The sequence below is a fragment of the Streptomyces sp. NPDC006643 genome (assembly GCF_042870175.1).
Taxonomy (GTDB): domain Bacteria; phylum Actinomycetota; class Actinomycetes; order Streptomycetales; family Streptomycetaceae; genus Streptomyces.
The window spans coordinates 234,805-248,131 of record NZ_JBIAHA010000009.1; the positions used below are offsets into that span (position 1 = coordinate 234,805).

General features: G+C 71.2%; 13 protein-coding genes. 5 read left to right on the forward strand and 8 right to left on the reverse strand.

What is annotated here, in order from left to right; genetic code table 11:
* Positions 1-47: 47 nt before the first annotated feature.
* Positions 48-899, reverse strand: coding sequence for a tetratricopeptide repeat protein (locus ACFYNU_RS15025; protein ID WP_356585662.1), 852 nt, complete (start codon positions 897-899; stop codon positions 48-50).
* 188 nt (positions 900-1,087) lie between these two features.
* On the opposite strand from ACFYNU_RS15025, the gene ACFYNU_RS15030 reads away from it, so the two are divergent.
* Positions 1,088-1,381, forward strand: coding sequence for a putative quinol monooxygenase (locus tag ACFYNU_RS15030; RefSeq protein WP_356585664.1), 294 nt, complete (start codon positions 1,088-1,090; stop codon positions 1,379-1,381).
* A gap of 42 nt (positions 1,382-1,423) precedes the next feature.
* Here the strand turns inward: ACFYNU_RS15030 and ACFYNU_RS15035 are convergent, their stop codons facing one another.
* On the reverse strand, positions 1,424-2,104 hold the full coding sequence (locus tag ACFYNU_RS15035; RefSeq protein ID WP_356585666.1) for a TetR family transcriptional regulator: 681 nt from the start codon (positions 2,102-2,104) through the stop codon (positions 1,424-1,426).
* A 138-nt stretch (positions 2,105-2,242) separates the two neighbouring features.
* On the opposite strand from ACFYNU_RS15035, the gene ACFYNU_RS15040 reads away from it, so the two are divergent.
* Together ACFYNU_RS15040 and ACFYNU_RS15045 are read left to right on the forward strand one after the other, a co-directional pair.
* On the forward strand, positions 2,243-3,172 hold the full coding sequence (locus tag ACFYNU_RS15040) for an SDR family oxidoreductase (RefSeq protein WP_356585668.1): 930 nt from the start codon (positions 2,243-2,245) through the stop codon (positions 3,170-3,172).
* 151 nt (positions 3,173-3,323) lie between these two features.
* Entirely contained in the window at positions 3,324-4,406 is a 1,083-nt protein-coding gene (locus ACFYNU_RS15045; RefSeq protein WP_356585670.1) for a lactonase family protein, read from the forward strand.
* Positions 4,407-4,561: 155 nt separating this feature from the next.
* On the opposite strand, the gene ACFYNU_RS15050 is transcribed toward ACFYNU_RS15045, so the two are convergent.
* The 5 genes from ACFYNU_RS15050 to ACFYNU_RS15070 form a co-directional block, all read right to left on the reverse strand.
* Entirely contained in the window at positions 4,562-5,479 is a 918-nt protein-coding gene (locus ACFYNU_RS15050; RefSeq protein WP_356585672.1) for a hypothetical protein, read from the reverse strand.
* A 95-nt stretch (positions 5,480-5,574) separates the two neighbouring features.
* On the reverse strand, positions 5,575-6,570 hold the full coding sequence (locus ACFYNU_RS15055) for a BadF/BadG/BcrA/BcrD ATPase family protein (RefSeq protein WP_356585673.1): 996 nt from the start codon (positions 6,568-6,570) through the stop codon (positions 5,575-5,577).
* Positions 6,567-7,241: a uracil-DNA glycosylase gene (locus ACFYNU_RS15060; RefSeq protein WP_356585675.1), complete on the reverse strand. Its 675-nt coding sequence runs from the start codon at positions 7,239-7,241 to the stop codon at positions 6,567-6,569. Before ACFYNU_RS15060 ends, ACFYNU_RS15055 begins: the two co-directional genes overlap by 4 nt.
* 82 nt (positions 7,242-7,323) lie before the next feature.
* Complete coding sequence (locus tag ACFYNU_RS15065) at positions 7,324-8,238, reverse strand: aldo/keto reductase (protein WP_356585677.1); 915 nt, start codon at positions 8,236-8,238, stop codon at positions 7,324-7,326.
* A gap of 283 nt (positions 8,239-8,521) precedes the next feature.
* A complete protein-coding gene (locus ACFYNU_RS15070) occupies positions 8,522-9,907 on the reverse strand; it encodes an FAD-dependent oxidoreductase (RefSeq protein ID WP_356585679.1) in 1,386 nt (461 codons plus the stop codon).
* Between the two features lie 202 nt (positions 9,908-10,109).
* Here ACFYNU_RS15070 and ACFYNU_RS15075 point away from each other — a divergent pair, with 202 nt between their 5' ends.
* Positions 10,110-10,865, forward strand: coding sequence for a DUF6214 family protein (locus ACFYNU_RS15075; protein WP_356585681.1), 756 nt, complete (start codon positions 10,110-10,112; stop codon positions 10,863-10,865).
* Between the two features lie 50 nt (positions 10,866-10,915).
* Here ACFYNU_RS15075 and ACFYNU_RS15080 read toward each other — a convergent pair whose 3' ends face one another.
* Entirely contained in the window at positions 10,916-11,593 is a 678-nt protein-coding gene (locus ACFYNU_RS15080; protein ID WP_388766313.1) for a DUF305 domain-containing protein, read from the reverse strand.
* A gap of 189 nt (positions 11,594-11,782) precedes the next feature.
* Here ACFYNU_RS15080 and ACFYNU_RS15085 point away from each other — a divergent pair, with 189 nt between their 5' ends.
* Positions 11,783-13,282 carry a hypothetical protein gene (locus tag ACFYNU_RS15085; RefSeq protein WP_356585683.1) on the forward strand — a complete coding sequence of 500 codons (1,500 nt, stop codon included), beginning with the start codon at positions 11,783-11,785 and terminating at the stop codon, positions 13,280-13,282.
* The last annotated feature ends 45 nt before the right edge of the window (positions 13,283-13,327 follow it).

Sequence of the window (13,327 nt, forward strand, 5' to 3'; positions counted from 1 at the left end):
AGGGTGCCCCGCCGTCCCCGGTCGTCCGCCCGCCCCGCCGTCCCCGGTCAGGCGTCCGGGCGCAGGCTCATCCCGATCACCTCGACGGGCGGCGCCGACAGCCGCTCGGCCAGGGAAGTCCACCGGGCCGCCTCGGCGGCGTCGCCGCGCCCCTCGTAGTACGTGGCGAGCCTCTTGGCCCCTCGCGGATCGGCGAACTCCCGCGCCGCCCGGCGGAACCACTCGGCCGCACCGTCCTCGTCACCGCCCCGGGCGAGGATGATTCCCACGCTGTGCGCCGCGTTCGGGTGCTGGAGATCGGCCGCGTGCCGCCACGCCTCCAGGGCCCCGTCCACATTCCCGAGATCCAGCCGTACATGCCCCAGGTTGAACGCGCCGGACGGGTTGCCGCGCTTCGCCGCCCGTTGGTACCAGGGCTCGGCGGCCGTCAGTTCGCCTCTCTTGTCGTACAGCAGGCCGATGTTGAAGGAGGCCTTGTCCGACCCCAGCTCCGAGGCCCGCAGATACAGGCTCATCGACTCGTCCTCGTCCCGGCCCTCCAGCAGCTTCCCCAGATTGAGCAGCGCGTCCCGGTGCTCGTCCGCCGCCGCCCGGCGGTACCAGCGCTCGGCCTCCTCCGGGTCGCCGTCCTCGGCCGCGTGGAGACCGAGGTGATACGCCGCCTCGGTGACTCCGGCGTCGGCCGCGCGCCGCCACCACTCCCGCGCCCCGTCGAGATCCCGCCAGGTCGCCAGGCTGTTGCCGAGATCGTTCGCCGCGCCCGGGTGGCCCGCCTCGTACGCCTCCCGGAACAGGTCCTCGGCGTCCAGCGCCCTCCCCTCGCGCAGCGCCTCCACCCCGCGTTCGCGAAGCTCCCGGGCCTCGGCCGTGACCTCGAATGACTGTTCCGCGTCGGTCATATGTCTCCTCCCGACCGGCAATGACGAAACGGACCGCTCGACGGTTCCGTACGACCCCGGGCATCCTCAACGACGGCCCCGCCGTGCGCTGTTGGCCCACCGCGCGGGAGAATCCGACAGAACCAGGAACGGCTCACGCAGCACCCCCGAACACCACACAGCACTCCCGAACACCACGGAGGCCCGGCATGCTGATCGTCGCGGGCAAGGGTTACGTCGATCCGTACGACCGCGAGGCCTTCCTCGCGGGCTTCGAGGCCGCGCAGCGGCGGGCGCGCGCCGAGCCCGGCTGTCTCGACTACGTGGTGGCCGCCGACCCCGTCGAGCCGGGACGTGTCAACGTGTACGAGCGGTGGGAGTCGCGGGAGCATCTGGCGGCCCATCTGGCGCGTACGGCGCGGGAGTCACAGCCGTCCCCGGTCATGCTCAGCATGGAGATCACGCAGTACGAGATCGGCTCGTCGGGCCCGTTCCCAGCCTGACCAGCGGGCCCGCGTGACAGACAGGCCCGCGTGACGAATGGGTCAGCCTGACGCCCGCGCCAGCAGCCCCGAGAGCATGACCTCCAGCACCTCCCGCAGCGTCGTCGCGAAATCTATCCGCAACGCCGCGAGAGCCGGGTCGGACTCATACGCCGCGAGCATGGCGGCCGACGGCTGGGCGTGCGTCCAGATCGCCCCGGTCGTCATGACGCAGACGGCCGCGAACCGCGTGGCGTCCCCCTCCGTCAGCTCGGGCACCTGGGTACGGATGAGAGCGGCCAGCGCGCCGATGTTCACGATCGCCGTGCGCTTGTACTCCGCCGCGACGGCCGGTGAGACATTGCGCTCCAGGACCGCCGCCTGGGCGCTGGTGAGATCGCACAGGACCGGCCGGTCCGCCAGCGACGACGCGAGTACGGCCACCGTCCGGTCACCGCGCGCGGCGAGCGGGGCGCCGGCGTCCACGGCGGCGGGGAGCGCGCCCTCCAGATACTCCAGCCACTCCCGGCTCGCGGCGCCGAGCAGTTCGAGGAGTACGGCCTCACGGGACTCGAAGTAGCGAAGGACGTTCGACTTCGCCAGTCCGACCCGCCGGCTCAGCTCGTTGAGGCTCACCTGCGCCACCGGCATCTCGGTCAGCATCGCGGCTGTCGTGTCGAGGATCGCCTGGCGGCGCTGGGCGCGCTGCTCCTCGCTGCGGGCGCGCTGGAAGGTGTGTGCCATGGCACGAGTCTACAGACCTGCGGTCTGTTGTTATCGGACCGGCGGTCTGCTAGCTTCGAAAGGGAAGAGACCGGCGGTCTCCTATCGTCGCCGACGCTGTCGGCCATGCCGCGCCCGAACCTCTCCGAAGGAGTCGTCATGTACAACGTCCCTGATCAGACCGGTAAGTACGCCGTCGTCACCGGCGCCAACAGCGGCACCGGCAAGGAGGCCGTCCGCCGTCTCGCCGACGCCGGGGCGCACGTCGTCATGGCCGTCCGTACGGTCGCCAAGGGGGAGCGGGCCCGCGACGAGATCCTGGCCCGGCACCCGCACGCCAAGCTCGACGTACGCCGCGTCGACCTGGCCGACCTCGCGTCCGTCGGTGAGTTCGCCGACGGACTTCTCGCGGCGGGCACCCCGCTCGACCTGCTGGTCAACAACGCGGGGGTGATGGCCCCGCCGTCCCGGTTGGAGACGGCAGACGGCTTCGAGCTCCAGATGGGCAGCAACTTCCTCGGTCCGTTCGCCCTGACCGTACGACTGCTCCCGCTGCTCCTCGCCGCCGAAGCCCCGCGCGTGGCCACCATGAGCAGCGGCGTGGCCAACTACGGCACGATCGACTTCGCCGACCTTCAGTGGCGGAATCGGCGCTACAGCCCGAACCGCTCCTACGCGCAGTCCAAGCTCGCCGACCTCATCCTGACCAGGGAGCTGGCCCGGATCGCCGCCGAGCGCGGCTGGCCGCTGCTGAGCACCGGCGCACACCCCGGCTACACCCGTACCAACCTCCAGACGGCCGGCGCGAGTCTCGGCACCGGCAGGCTGACGGTGACGCGACTGCTCACCAAGCTCGCCTTCCTGCCCTCGCAGGGCGTCGAGCAGGGCACCGAACCGCTGCTGTACGCCGCGACCAGCCCCGACGCGGTTCCGGCCGGCTACTACGGCCCCGGCGGACGCTTCGGCCTCGTCGGCCCCACCACCACGGCGCGTACCACCGCCAGGGCCCAGGACGCCTCGGTCAACTCCCGTCTGTGGGCCGAGTCCGAGCGCCTGACGGGCGTCGCGCTCCCTGAACACGCCCTCTGAGGCGAGTTGTGCCTCCGACTCGTCCGGAAGGGTGAACCGGCCGCCGGAATGGGTAGTTCAGGCGGCAGTGCCGGACGCCGGCAGGCTGGTCTAGACCGCCTGCTAACGTCGGCCGCACAGAGCCGGTGAACGAGCGACAAGGGGACAGACAGTGGGCGACAGGAGCGACGGCGGCGACGACAGGAGCGGCGGGCGGGCCTACATCGGGTCGTTCACCTCGGCGGGAGGCCGCGGCGTCATCGCCACCAGCGTGGACCCGGACACCGGGGCACTGACGGAACTGGGCGCGACCGACGCCCTCGCCGACCCCTCCTATCTGGCCCTCTCGGCCGACGGCTCGATCCTCTACGCCGTCTCCGAGGGTGAGGAGGGCGCAGCCGCCGCGTTCGAGGTCACACCCCGCGCGTCGGGCGGCACATCGGCGCCGCGCCTGGTCGGCGAGCCGGTACCCGTCTGCGGCTCGGGCCCCACCCATCTCACCCTCGCCGCCGGGCATCTGGTGACCGCCAACTACGGCTCCGGCAGCGTGACCGTCCTGCCCGTCCTCCCCGACGGCGCCCTCGGCGCCGCCGCCGCGATCCGCCGGCACGAAGGCACCGGACCGCGCACCGACCGGCAGGAAGGCCCGCACGCCCACCAGGTGCTGCCGGACCCGAGCGGACGGTGGCTGCTCGCCGTCGACCTGGGCACCGACTCCGTATGGACCAGCGCCGTCGACGCCGAGAGCGGCGACATCACCCCGCACGTCGAGACCGCGCTGCGCCCCGGTACGGGACCGCGCCATCTCGCCTTCCACCCGGCGGGCACCCACGCGTACGTACTCAACGAACTGGAGACGACCCTCACGATCTGCCGCTGGGACGCCGAGAAGGGCGCCCTGGAGCCGGTCGGCGAGGCACCCGTCCTCCCGGACGGTGTCGAAGTGGCCAGCTACGCCTCCGAGATCGTCGTCTCGCACGACGGCCGGCACCTCTGGGCCGCCGTACGCGGACACGACAGCATCGCCGTCCTGACACTCGACGAGACACGCGAGAAGGCCGTACTGGTCACCACCGTGGACTGCGGTGGACGCTGGCCGCGCGATCTCACGCTGGACCCCGCGGGCCGCAGGCTCTACGTGTCGAACGAGCACTCCGGCGATGTCACCTGGTTCGACATCGATCCGGCGACCGGAATCCCGTCCCGCGCGGGCTCGTTCGAGGCGCCCGCCGCCTCCTGCGTGATCTTCGGCTGACCCGGCGCGGCAGCCGGCCGGCGCTCGGTCCGATCTCGCCGAACGCCGAACGCCGAACGCCGAACGCCGAACGCCGAACGCCGAACGCCGGACGGTCCGGAGATCGGACCGTCCGGCGCTGGACGACATACCGGCGATTGGGCCGGCCTCGGCGATCAGTGCGCCGGTGCCTGCGTCTGCGCGGAGATGCCCAGCGCGCTCGTGTACTGCGACAGCACCAGCTTGCCCACCGCCGGATACGCCCCCAGCGCTTCCGAAGCGGCGCAGTCGGCCTCCTTGAGCGCGATGTCCAGCAGACCCTCGGGCAGCTCCGGCCCGATCAGATACGGGGCGAGCGCCAGCTGCGTCGAGCCGGACTCGCGCAGCTGCTCGGCGATGGCCGAGACCGCGCCCTCGTCGTCGAGCGCCGCCGCCATCACCGGCACGGCGAGACGCGCGGCCAGCAGCATCCCGGTGATTCCCGCGGCCTGCACGGCCTCCTCGCCGCCCACCGTGGCGAGGATGATGCCATCGGCGGCCGTGGCCACCGTGAAGAGCCGCGCCCGGTCGGCGCGGGCGAGCCCGGCCTCCGACAGGCGCACGTGCAGCGCTTCGGCGAGCAGCGGGTGCGGACCGAGGACCTCGGTCATCTCCGCCACGGCCTTGCTCTCGACAACGGCCTGACGTATGCGCCTGACCAGGGAGTTGTCGGGACCCGCGAGCAGCGGCACGACAACGGCCGAGATGCCCTCGGGCTCGCTGACCTCACGGCCGGCGGCCTTCGCGAGCTCGTAGCGCGCGACACGCTGCTCGGCGGTGAGGGCCAGGACGGTGCCCAGCGCGGGGTACTCGTCGTCGTCGCCGTCCAGATAGCCGATCCGGGCGTCGAGACCCGGCAGCTCGGAACGCGCGATGCTGACGACCTCCTCGCCGAGGTTGCGCACCTCGGCGCTCGGGACGCCGGGCATGGCCAGCACAAGCGTGGGCGCGCCCTCGGGCGCCGCCACGGGTTCGGGTCGACGGTGCCGCCCCGACTGTCGAGGTCGAGGCATTCGTACAGGCAGGCCGGGTGCCGGCCCAGTGGGGGAGCTCATGGCGCCGAATGCTACTGGTTTTGTGGGGTCGGCTGTTCGGGGAGGGTCCAGTCGCGCGTCATCTGTCCATATTTTTTCGAAATGCTGCTTAACTCTTATTCGTCCAGCTCTGTCGGAACGGACAACAGCCGCCCGTCGCACGGCAGTCGCAGCGAACCGGTCGCGAGCGCAGCGGCGATCCGCAGCGCCCCCGCCAGCGGATCGCCCTCCGCCGAGACCGGCCTGGCACGCGGCAGCCGCTCGGCCAACTCCGCACGCAGCGGTACGAGCAGCGGGTCGCCCATCTTGAACAACCCACCCGTCAGGGCGACTTCAGCACCCTCGGCCTGCGGACACACCGCGACGGCCGCGTCGGCGATGTACCGCGCCGCCTCCTCGACGATCTCCGCGGCGACCGGATCGTGCGCCGCGCAGCGGGCCACCTCGGGGGCGAACGAGGCGAGCACGGCGGGCCGGTCCGAGCGCGGATAGACGACCCCCGGCATCCCCGGCGCCGGACCGAACACGGCTTCCATCCGGGACAGAAGTGCGGCCGAACCACCGCGCCGCCTGTCGTACGCGCGCATCGCCGCCTCCAGCCCCGCCCGGCCGATCCAGGCACCGCCGCCGCAGTCGCCGAGCAGATGCCCCCAGCCGTCCGCGCGCTGCCAGCCCGTCAGATCGGTACCGAGCGCGATCATGCCGGTACCGGCGGCCACGACGGCGCCCGGACGCTGGCCGAGCGCCCCCGCGTACGCGGTGACGGCGTCGGCGGCGAGCGCCAACCTCCGTACCCCCAGCGCTTCTTCCAGCGCCGCGGGCAGTACGGCACGCAGCCCGTCGCCCAGTGTCGCCATGCCGGCGGCGCCGATCGCGACCGCCACCGGAGCCCCGGTACCGTCCTCGCGCGCGAGCAGCGTCCGGACGGCGGGCAGCAACTGCTCAAGCAGATGGTCCGGATCGATCCCCGAAGGGCCGGTGCGGACGGGTTCGGTGGACACGGCGGTGCCGAGCGTCCTGACCGCCCCGTCGCCGTCCGCCGGGGTGCCGGTCGAGCCGAGCGCGATCCGCAGTCCGGACCCGCCCGAGTCGACGCCGAGCACCCGGCTCACGGCAGCGGCCAGTCGACGGGCTGCGCGCCCTGCTGGACGAGGAGTTCGTTGGCGCGGCTGAACGGACGCGAGCCGAAGAAGCCCCGGTCCGCCGACATGGGGGAGGGGTGCGACGACTCGATCGCGGGCAACTGCCCGAGGAGCGGGCGCAGATTGCGCGCGTCGCGGCCCCACAGGATCGACACCAGCGGCTTGTTCCGCGCGACCAGTGCCCGGATGGCCTGCTCGGTGACCTCTTCCCAGCCCTTGCCCCGGTGCGCGGCCGGTTTACGGGGAGCGGTGGTGAGCGCCCTGTTCAGCAGGAGCACCCCCTGCCGGGTCCAGGGCGTCAGATCCCCGTTGGACGGCCGGGGCGCCCCGATGTCCGCGTGCATCTCCCGGAAGATGTTGTCCAGGCTGCCCGGCACCGGCCGCACCTCGGGCGCGACGGAGAAGCTCAGGCCCACCGCGTGCCCCGGGGTGGGATACGGATCCTGACCGACGATCAGGACGCGCACGTCGTCGAACGGCTGCTGGAAGGCGCGCAGCACATTCGGACCGGCGGGCAGATAGGTGCGTCCCGCGGCGATCTCCGCGCGGAGGAAGTCGCCCATCGCTGTGATGCGCGGGGCCACCGGGGCGAGGGCGTCGGCCCATCCGGACTCGACGATTTCTTTGAGTTCACGTGCCACGGGGCGTCACTCTAATGCGCCACCGGGCTTCGCGATCAACGAATCGGCCAACGACCGGCGCCCCCGCCGGGCCGTCGTCCCGCTACTCGCCGGACCGCCGGACCGACCCCAGATGAGCCAGCTCCTCGTCCGAGAGCCGTATCGCGCCGGCCGCCACGTTCTCCACGAGATGGTCCGGATTTCCGGTACCGGGGATGGCCAGTACGTGCGGGCCCTGCGCCAGCGTCCACGCCAGCCGGATCTGCGCGGGCGACGCGCCGTGTGCCCGGGCGACGGAGAGCACCGCCTCGTCATCGGCAGCGCTCGCGCCCTCCTCCTGCCTGCCGCCGGCGATCGCGAAGAACGGTACGAAGGCGATACCGAGTTCACCGCACTCGCGGAGCAGTTCCCGATCGGCGTCGGGCGCGTCGACGCTGTACGCGTTCTGCACGCAGACGACGGGCGCGACGGAGCGTGCCTCGGCGAGTTGCGCGGAGGTGACGTTGGAGACGCCGAGGTGCCGGACGAGTCCCGCCTCGCGCAGCTCCGCCAGTGCCCCGAAGTGCTCGGCGACCGAGCCGGTCGACCAACTCCGCGGGAGGCGCAGATTCACCAGGTCGAGATGGTCACGGCCGAGCTGGCGCAGATTCTCCTCGACCTGACCGCGCAACTGCTCCGGCTCGGCCCACCACCACGCGCCCGAGGGGTCCCGGGCCGGCCAGACCTTGGTGCTGATGACGAGATCGTCGGCGTACGGCGCGAGCGCCCGGTTGATCAGCTCGTTGGCGGAGCGCGTCGGGGAGAAGTAGAACGCGGCGGTGTCGATGTGGTTCACGCCGAGTTCGACCGCGCGCCGGAGCACGGCGACGGACCGCGCCCGGTCGCTCGTCGCGCCGCCGGGGCCGAAGGGCGTGCCGCCGGTCAGACGCATCGCCCCGAATCCGAGGCGATTGACGGGCAGATCGCCGAGCTTCCAGACACCGGCGGCCGACGCGGGGCGCGTACTCGTGTCAGACATGGATCTCCTCTGCGGGACAGGACGGGTGAGCCGTTCAGGAGGGCGGCGGGGCCGGGTGGGAACCGGCCCCGGGCATGCGAAAAGCCTCCCCGGCGGATCGGAATCCGTATGTGAGGAGGCTTGAACGAAGGCTGATTCTAGCAGGCCTCGACCCGGTGTTCGAATGTGAATCGAGTCGGGATCGCGCCGGGATCGCGCCGGGATCGCGCCGAACCGGGTCGGGTCGCGCCGGACCGGGTCGGGTCTCAGGGCGTGCGCCCGGCGGACCCGGCCCGGCTCCGCCCTACGGGCGGGACGGCCCCCGCTCCCCGCGCGCCGCCGTCAGCAGGCCCTCCCAGTCCGGGATCTTCACCGATCCCCGTCCCAGCGAGGCCCCCAGCGCCGCCTCCGCGTCCTCGATCGCCAGCCAGCCCGGCCATTCGACCGGGCGGTGCCCGGCCGCCCGCAGCGCGTCGAGCGGGTCGGCCGTGATCCGGCGTGCCGACAGTGCCGGGGCGTCGGCGAGCAGCGAGACGACCGTCTCCTTCGCGCAGGCGCGATTGGTGCCGATCACCCCCGTCGGACCGCGTTTGATCCAGCCCGCCACGTACTCGCCGGGCGACGCCAACCCGTGCCGCAGCACCCGGCCCGCCAGATGCGGCACCGTGCCCGTGGTCTCGTCGAAGGGCAGCCCCGCGATCGGCACTCCCCGGTAGCCGACCGCGCGCAGGACGAGCCCCGCCTCGATGTCCTCGTACGTCCCGGTGCCCCGGACCCCGCCGTGCTCGCCGGGCGCGGTGCGTTCGAACCGTACGGCCGTGACCCGTCCGTCGGTCCCGAGCAGTTCCACCGGGCGCAGGAAGAACCGCAGATGGATGCGGCGCGCCCGGCCCCGGTCGGGAAGTCCGGCCCAGCCACGTACGACTTCGACGTTGCGTCTGTTAACGGCGGCCAGCGGCTGCGACACACCCCCGGCCGGGGCCCGCACCGGGGCGTACGCCGGGTCGAGCGCCAGGTCGGCGGGCTCCACCCGTACCTCCGCCGAGGGCAGCGCGCCCAGTTCACGCAGCTCCTTGGTGGTGAACTTCGCCTGTGACGGACCGCGTCTGCCGACCATGTGCACGTCCCGCACAGCGCTCCCGGCCAGTGCGCCGAGCGCCGGGTGCGGCACATCGGTCGGCCGCAGGTCCTCCGCGCCGCGCGCCAGGACACGCGCCACGTCGACGGCGACATTGCCCACGCCGATCACCACCACCGAGCGCGCGCCGAGCCCGAAGCCGGCGGGAGCGGCGTCGGGGTGCGCGCTGTACCAGGCGACGAAGTCGGTCGCCGAGTGGCTGCCGGCCAGTTCCTCGCCGGGGATGCCGAGCCGACGGTCCCGGGCGGCGCCCACGCAGTACACGACAGCGTGGTAGAGCCCCAGCAGCCGTTCGGGTGTGAGGCCGTGCGCGCCGACCTCCACATTGCCCAGAAACCGGACCCGGTCGTGCTCCAGTACCGAACGCAGAGTCTTCTGGAGGGACTTGATCTTCTCGTGGTCGGGCGCGACGCCGTAACGCACCAGTCCGTACGGGGCGGGAAGGCGGTCCAGGACATCCACGAGGACGCCGGGGAGCAGCGGCTGCTGGACGAGGGCCTGGGCGGTGTAGACCCCGCTGGGGCCCGATCCGACGACGGCGATGCGCGGCACGGCCTACTCCTTCCGGCAGGAGGCTTCCAGCATCGCACCGGGGCGGAGGGCTGGGGAGTACGCGACGCCGCCGGCTCACGGGAGACGGCGCGGCTGGGGGTACGCCAGTGCGCTGACCGAGTGCGATGAGTGGCGACGGCGGGTGTGCCACGGCGACAGGGAAGAATTGCCTGATTAAGTGGTGAATGTGTCAGAACTTGAGATGACTTCCGCCGCTGAGCCCACGACACCCGTCTGGCCCCGGTGGGAGGTGCAGGGATACGGCACGGTCACCTGCGATTCGCCGCCGGGTGGCCGGTGCGAGCTGTCACCGGACGAGCTGGTGCCGCCCTGGGTCGACATCCGGCTGACCTTCGCCGACGGGGCCCGCGTCGACGTACTCGCCGTGCTGCGGGACGGCGTGATCGCCGTCGAGGACGCGCAGGCCGATCCGCCGCTGCCCCTGGGTGACCTGACCGAGCTGGGTGCCTGGATCGAGGCACCGCTCGCGTACGCCTGCCGCGCGGTGGCGGGACAGCATCATGTGGAGAGCGTGCCGGTCACCGACGACGCGGCGGCGGTCGTTCCGCATGACACGCATGACACGCATGACACGCATGACACGCATGACACGCTCGACGCGCACGGCGCGGAGGTCATGGCCGGTGCCGTGGCCGTCATGGAGGAGGACGAGGGGTACGAGTACGAGGGCGAGCCCACCGACCCGTCGGACCCGGCCGCGCAACTGCTGGAGGACGAGCCCCCGCCCGCCGGCCGGCACCGTGCCGTCGACCCCGCGTCGTCCGACAACGCGGACCGGCGCGGCGTGGCGGAGACGTACCGCAGGGCGCAGCAGTTGGGCCAGGACCCGGTCCTCGCGGTGATGTGCGCGACGGGGTACGGGCGCCGCAAGTCGCTCGGTCTCATCGCGAGCGCCCGTGACGAGGGCTATCTGACGCCGCGTCACCGCCGCCGCTGAGGCCCGGACGCGGCGGGGGCCGCCGGCGTACGACCCGCTCCGGCGCGCCCCTACAGCGAACGCATCCGGTTGATCTCGGACGTCTGCTGAGCGATCACGTCGCTCGCCATCTCTTCGAGTTGGACGTTGTTGCCGCCCGACAGCGCCTCGGTCGCCATCGTGACCGCGCCCTGGTGGTGCGTGACCATGAGGCTGATGAAGAGGTCGTCGAACGCCTTGCCCTTGGCGGCGCGCAGCTTGGCCAGCTGGGCGTCGGTGGCCATGCCCGGCATGTCCATCGAGCCGTGGTCGTGGCCGCCCTCCTTCTTCGCCTTCTCCTCGCCGCCGTTGAGCTTCAGCCAGCCCTCCATCGCGCCGATCTCCGGCTTCTGCGATGCCGAGATGCGCTCGGCGAGCCGCTTGATCTGGCTGGATCCGGCGCGGTCCGGGGCGAGTTCGGTCATGACCAGCGCCTGGCTGTGGTGCTGGATCATCATCGTCGCGTAGCCGAAGTCGGAGGAGTTGGGGGTGTTGTCCGGTATCTCCTTCGCCGCCTCCTCCGGGGAGAGCGTCCTGGACTTCTCGCCCGGTTTGCCCGGGGCGACGATCTGTCCCGTGGCCCCGCTCTTGGTCTCGCTCCGCTGTTCGTCGTCGCTCGAGTCGCAGGCTCCCAGGGCGAGTAGAGCGGCGAGGGCGGCAGCCGCCACCACGGGCCGGAGGACACGTGGACTCCTGGTCCGGATCAACACGGTGACCTCCTGAGGTACTTGACGTGTATCGGGCACGTTGTTAGGCACTTTCCTAACACGCTTCCGGACACGAGTGATCAAAAACTTTCATTACATCTAGGTTGCCATCTGTTGAGATGTACATGTGAAGGACGATACTGCCGAGGTCCGTAAGCCGTTCAACTGGGAACGGATACAAGGGAGGACGCAGTGACTTCGTTGCACAGCACCCGCGTGCGGCGCAGACGTCTGGGCGTGGCAGCAGCCGCTGCCGCCGGGCTCTTCGCCACACTGCTGGCCGCCGGACCGGCGGTCGCCACACCGGACCCCGGTGACAAGCCGGCCAAGGAGGAGACCTCCAAGAGCCAGCAGGCCGAGGCCAAGAAGGCCATTCAGAACAACGAGATACCCGGCATCGACGAGATCATCCACAGCGACAACATGTCGCACGTGGCCAACGTTCCCAAGGAGCATCTGAAGGGGACCAACTCGGACATCGCCTTCCAGGGCAAGTACGCCTTCTCGGGCAACTACGACGGTTTCCGGATCTTCGACATCAGCAAGCCGTCGAAGCCGAAGACCGTGGCGCAGGTCCTGTGCCCCGGCGGTCAGAACGACATCTCCGTCTCGGGAGACCTGCTCTTCCTGTCGACGGACGCCTCGCGCAGCGACAACTCCTGCTCCAGCGTCGCGCAGCCGGCCACGGAGAAGTCCTCCTGGGAGGGCATGAAGATCTTCGACATCAGCGACAAGCGCAACCCTGAGTACGTCGCCGCTGTCGAGACCGCGTGCGGTTCGCACACGCACACGCTCGTGCCCGAGCGCAAGAACGTGTACGTGTACGTCTCCTCGTACTCGCCGAGTGCCACGTTCCCGGACTGCCAGCCGCCGCACGACGGCATCAGCATCATCAAGGTGCCCCGCAAGGCGCCCGAGAAGTCGAAGATCGTCGACTTCCCGGTGCTCTTCCCGGACGGCGGCAACCCCGGCGCGCCCACCAACCCGGGTGTCTCGGCGACCACCGGCTGCCACGACATCACGGTGCTGCCCTCCAAGGACGTCGCCGCCGGCGCGTGCATGGGTGACGGCATCCTGTTCGACATCAAGGACCCGGAGGCGCCGAGGATCATCGACCGCGTCCAGGACAACGTCAACTTCGCCTTCTGGCACTCCGCGACCTTCAACCAGGCCGCCAACAAGGTCGTCTTCACCGACGAGCTGGGCGGCGGCGGCGCGGCCACCTGCAACGAGGAGATCGGCCCGAAGCGTGGCGCCGACGGCATCTACGACATCCTCGGCAAGGGCGACAAGCGGAAGCTGGAGTTCAAGAGCTACTTCAAGATCGACCGTCCGCAGGCGGACGCCGAGGTGTGCGTGGCGCACAACGGCTCGCTGATCCCGGTCAAGGGCAAGGACATCATGGTCCAGGCCTGGTACCAGGGCGGTATCTCGGTCTGGGACTTCACCAACTCCTCGAAGCCCAAGGAGATCGGCTACTTCGAGCGTGGCCCGGTCACCCTCGACCAGGTCACCACGGCCGGCCCGTGGTCGGCGTACTACTACAACGGCTACATCTACTCGAACGACATCGCCAAGGGTCTGGACGTCATCAAGCTCGACGACCGCCGGACCAACGAGGCGAAGCGGGTGAAGATGGACGAGCTCAACGTCCAGACGCAGCCGGACTACTTCGAGGACTTCCGCAACTGACCGGCGCGGCCGGCCGCCTCGGTGGCCGGCCGGACCGGCGGCATC

Bases quoted from the DNA above. Each gene is read 5' to 3' on its own strand.
- ACFYNU_RS15050 (WP_356585672.1), bottom strand. From the start codon at position 5,479: ATGAGCTCCCCCACTGGGCCGGCACCCGGCCTGCCTGTACGAATGCCT.
- ACFYNU_RS15065 (WP_356585677.1), bottom strand. From the start codon at position 8,238: ATGTCTGACACGAGTACGCGCCCCGCGTCGGCCGCCGGTGTCTGGAAG.
- ACFYNU_RS15075 (WP_356585681.1), top strand. From the start codon at position 10,110: ATGACTTCCGCCGCTGAGCCCACGACACCCGTCTGGCCCCGGTGGGAG.
- ACFYNU_RS15040 (WP_356585668.1), top strand. From the start codon at position 2,243: ATGTACAACGTCCCTGATCAGACCGGTAAGTACGCCGTCGTCACCGGC.
- ACFYNU_RS15025 (WP_356585662.1), bottom strand. From the start codon at position 899: ATGACCGACGCGGAACAGTCATTCGAGGTCACGGCCGAGGCCCGGGAG.
- ACFYNU_RS15030 (WP_356585664.1), top strand. From the start codon at position 1,088: ATGCTGATCGTCGCGGGCAAGGGTTACGTCGATCCGTACGACCGCGAG.
- ACFYNU_RS15035 (WP_356585666.1), bottom strand. From the start codon at position 2,104: ATGGCACACACCTTCCAGCGCGCCCGCAGCGAGGAGCAGCGCGCCCAG.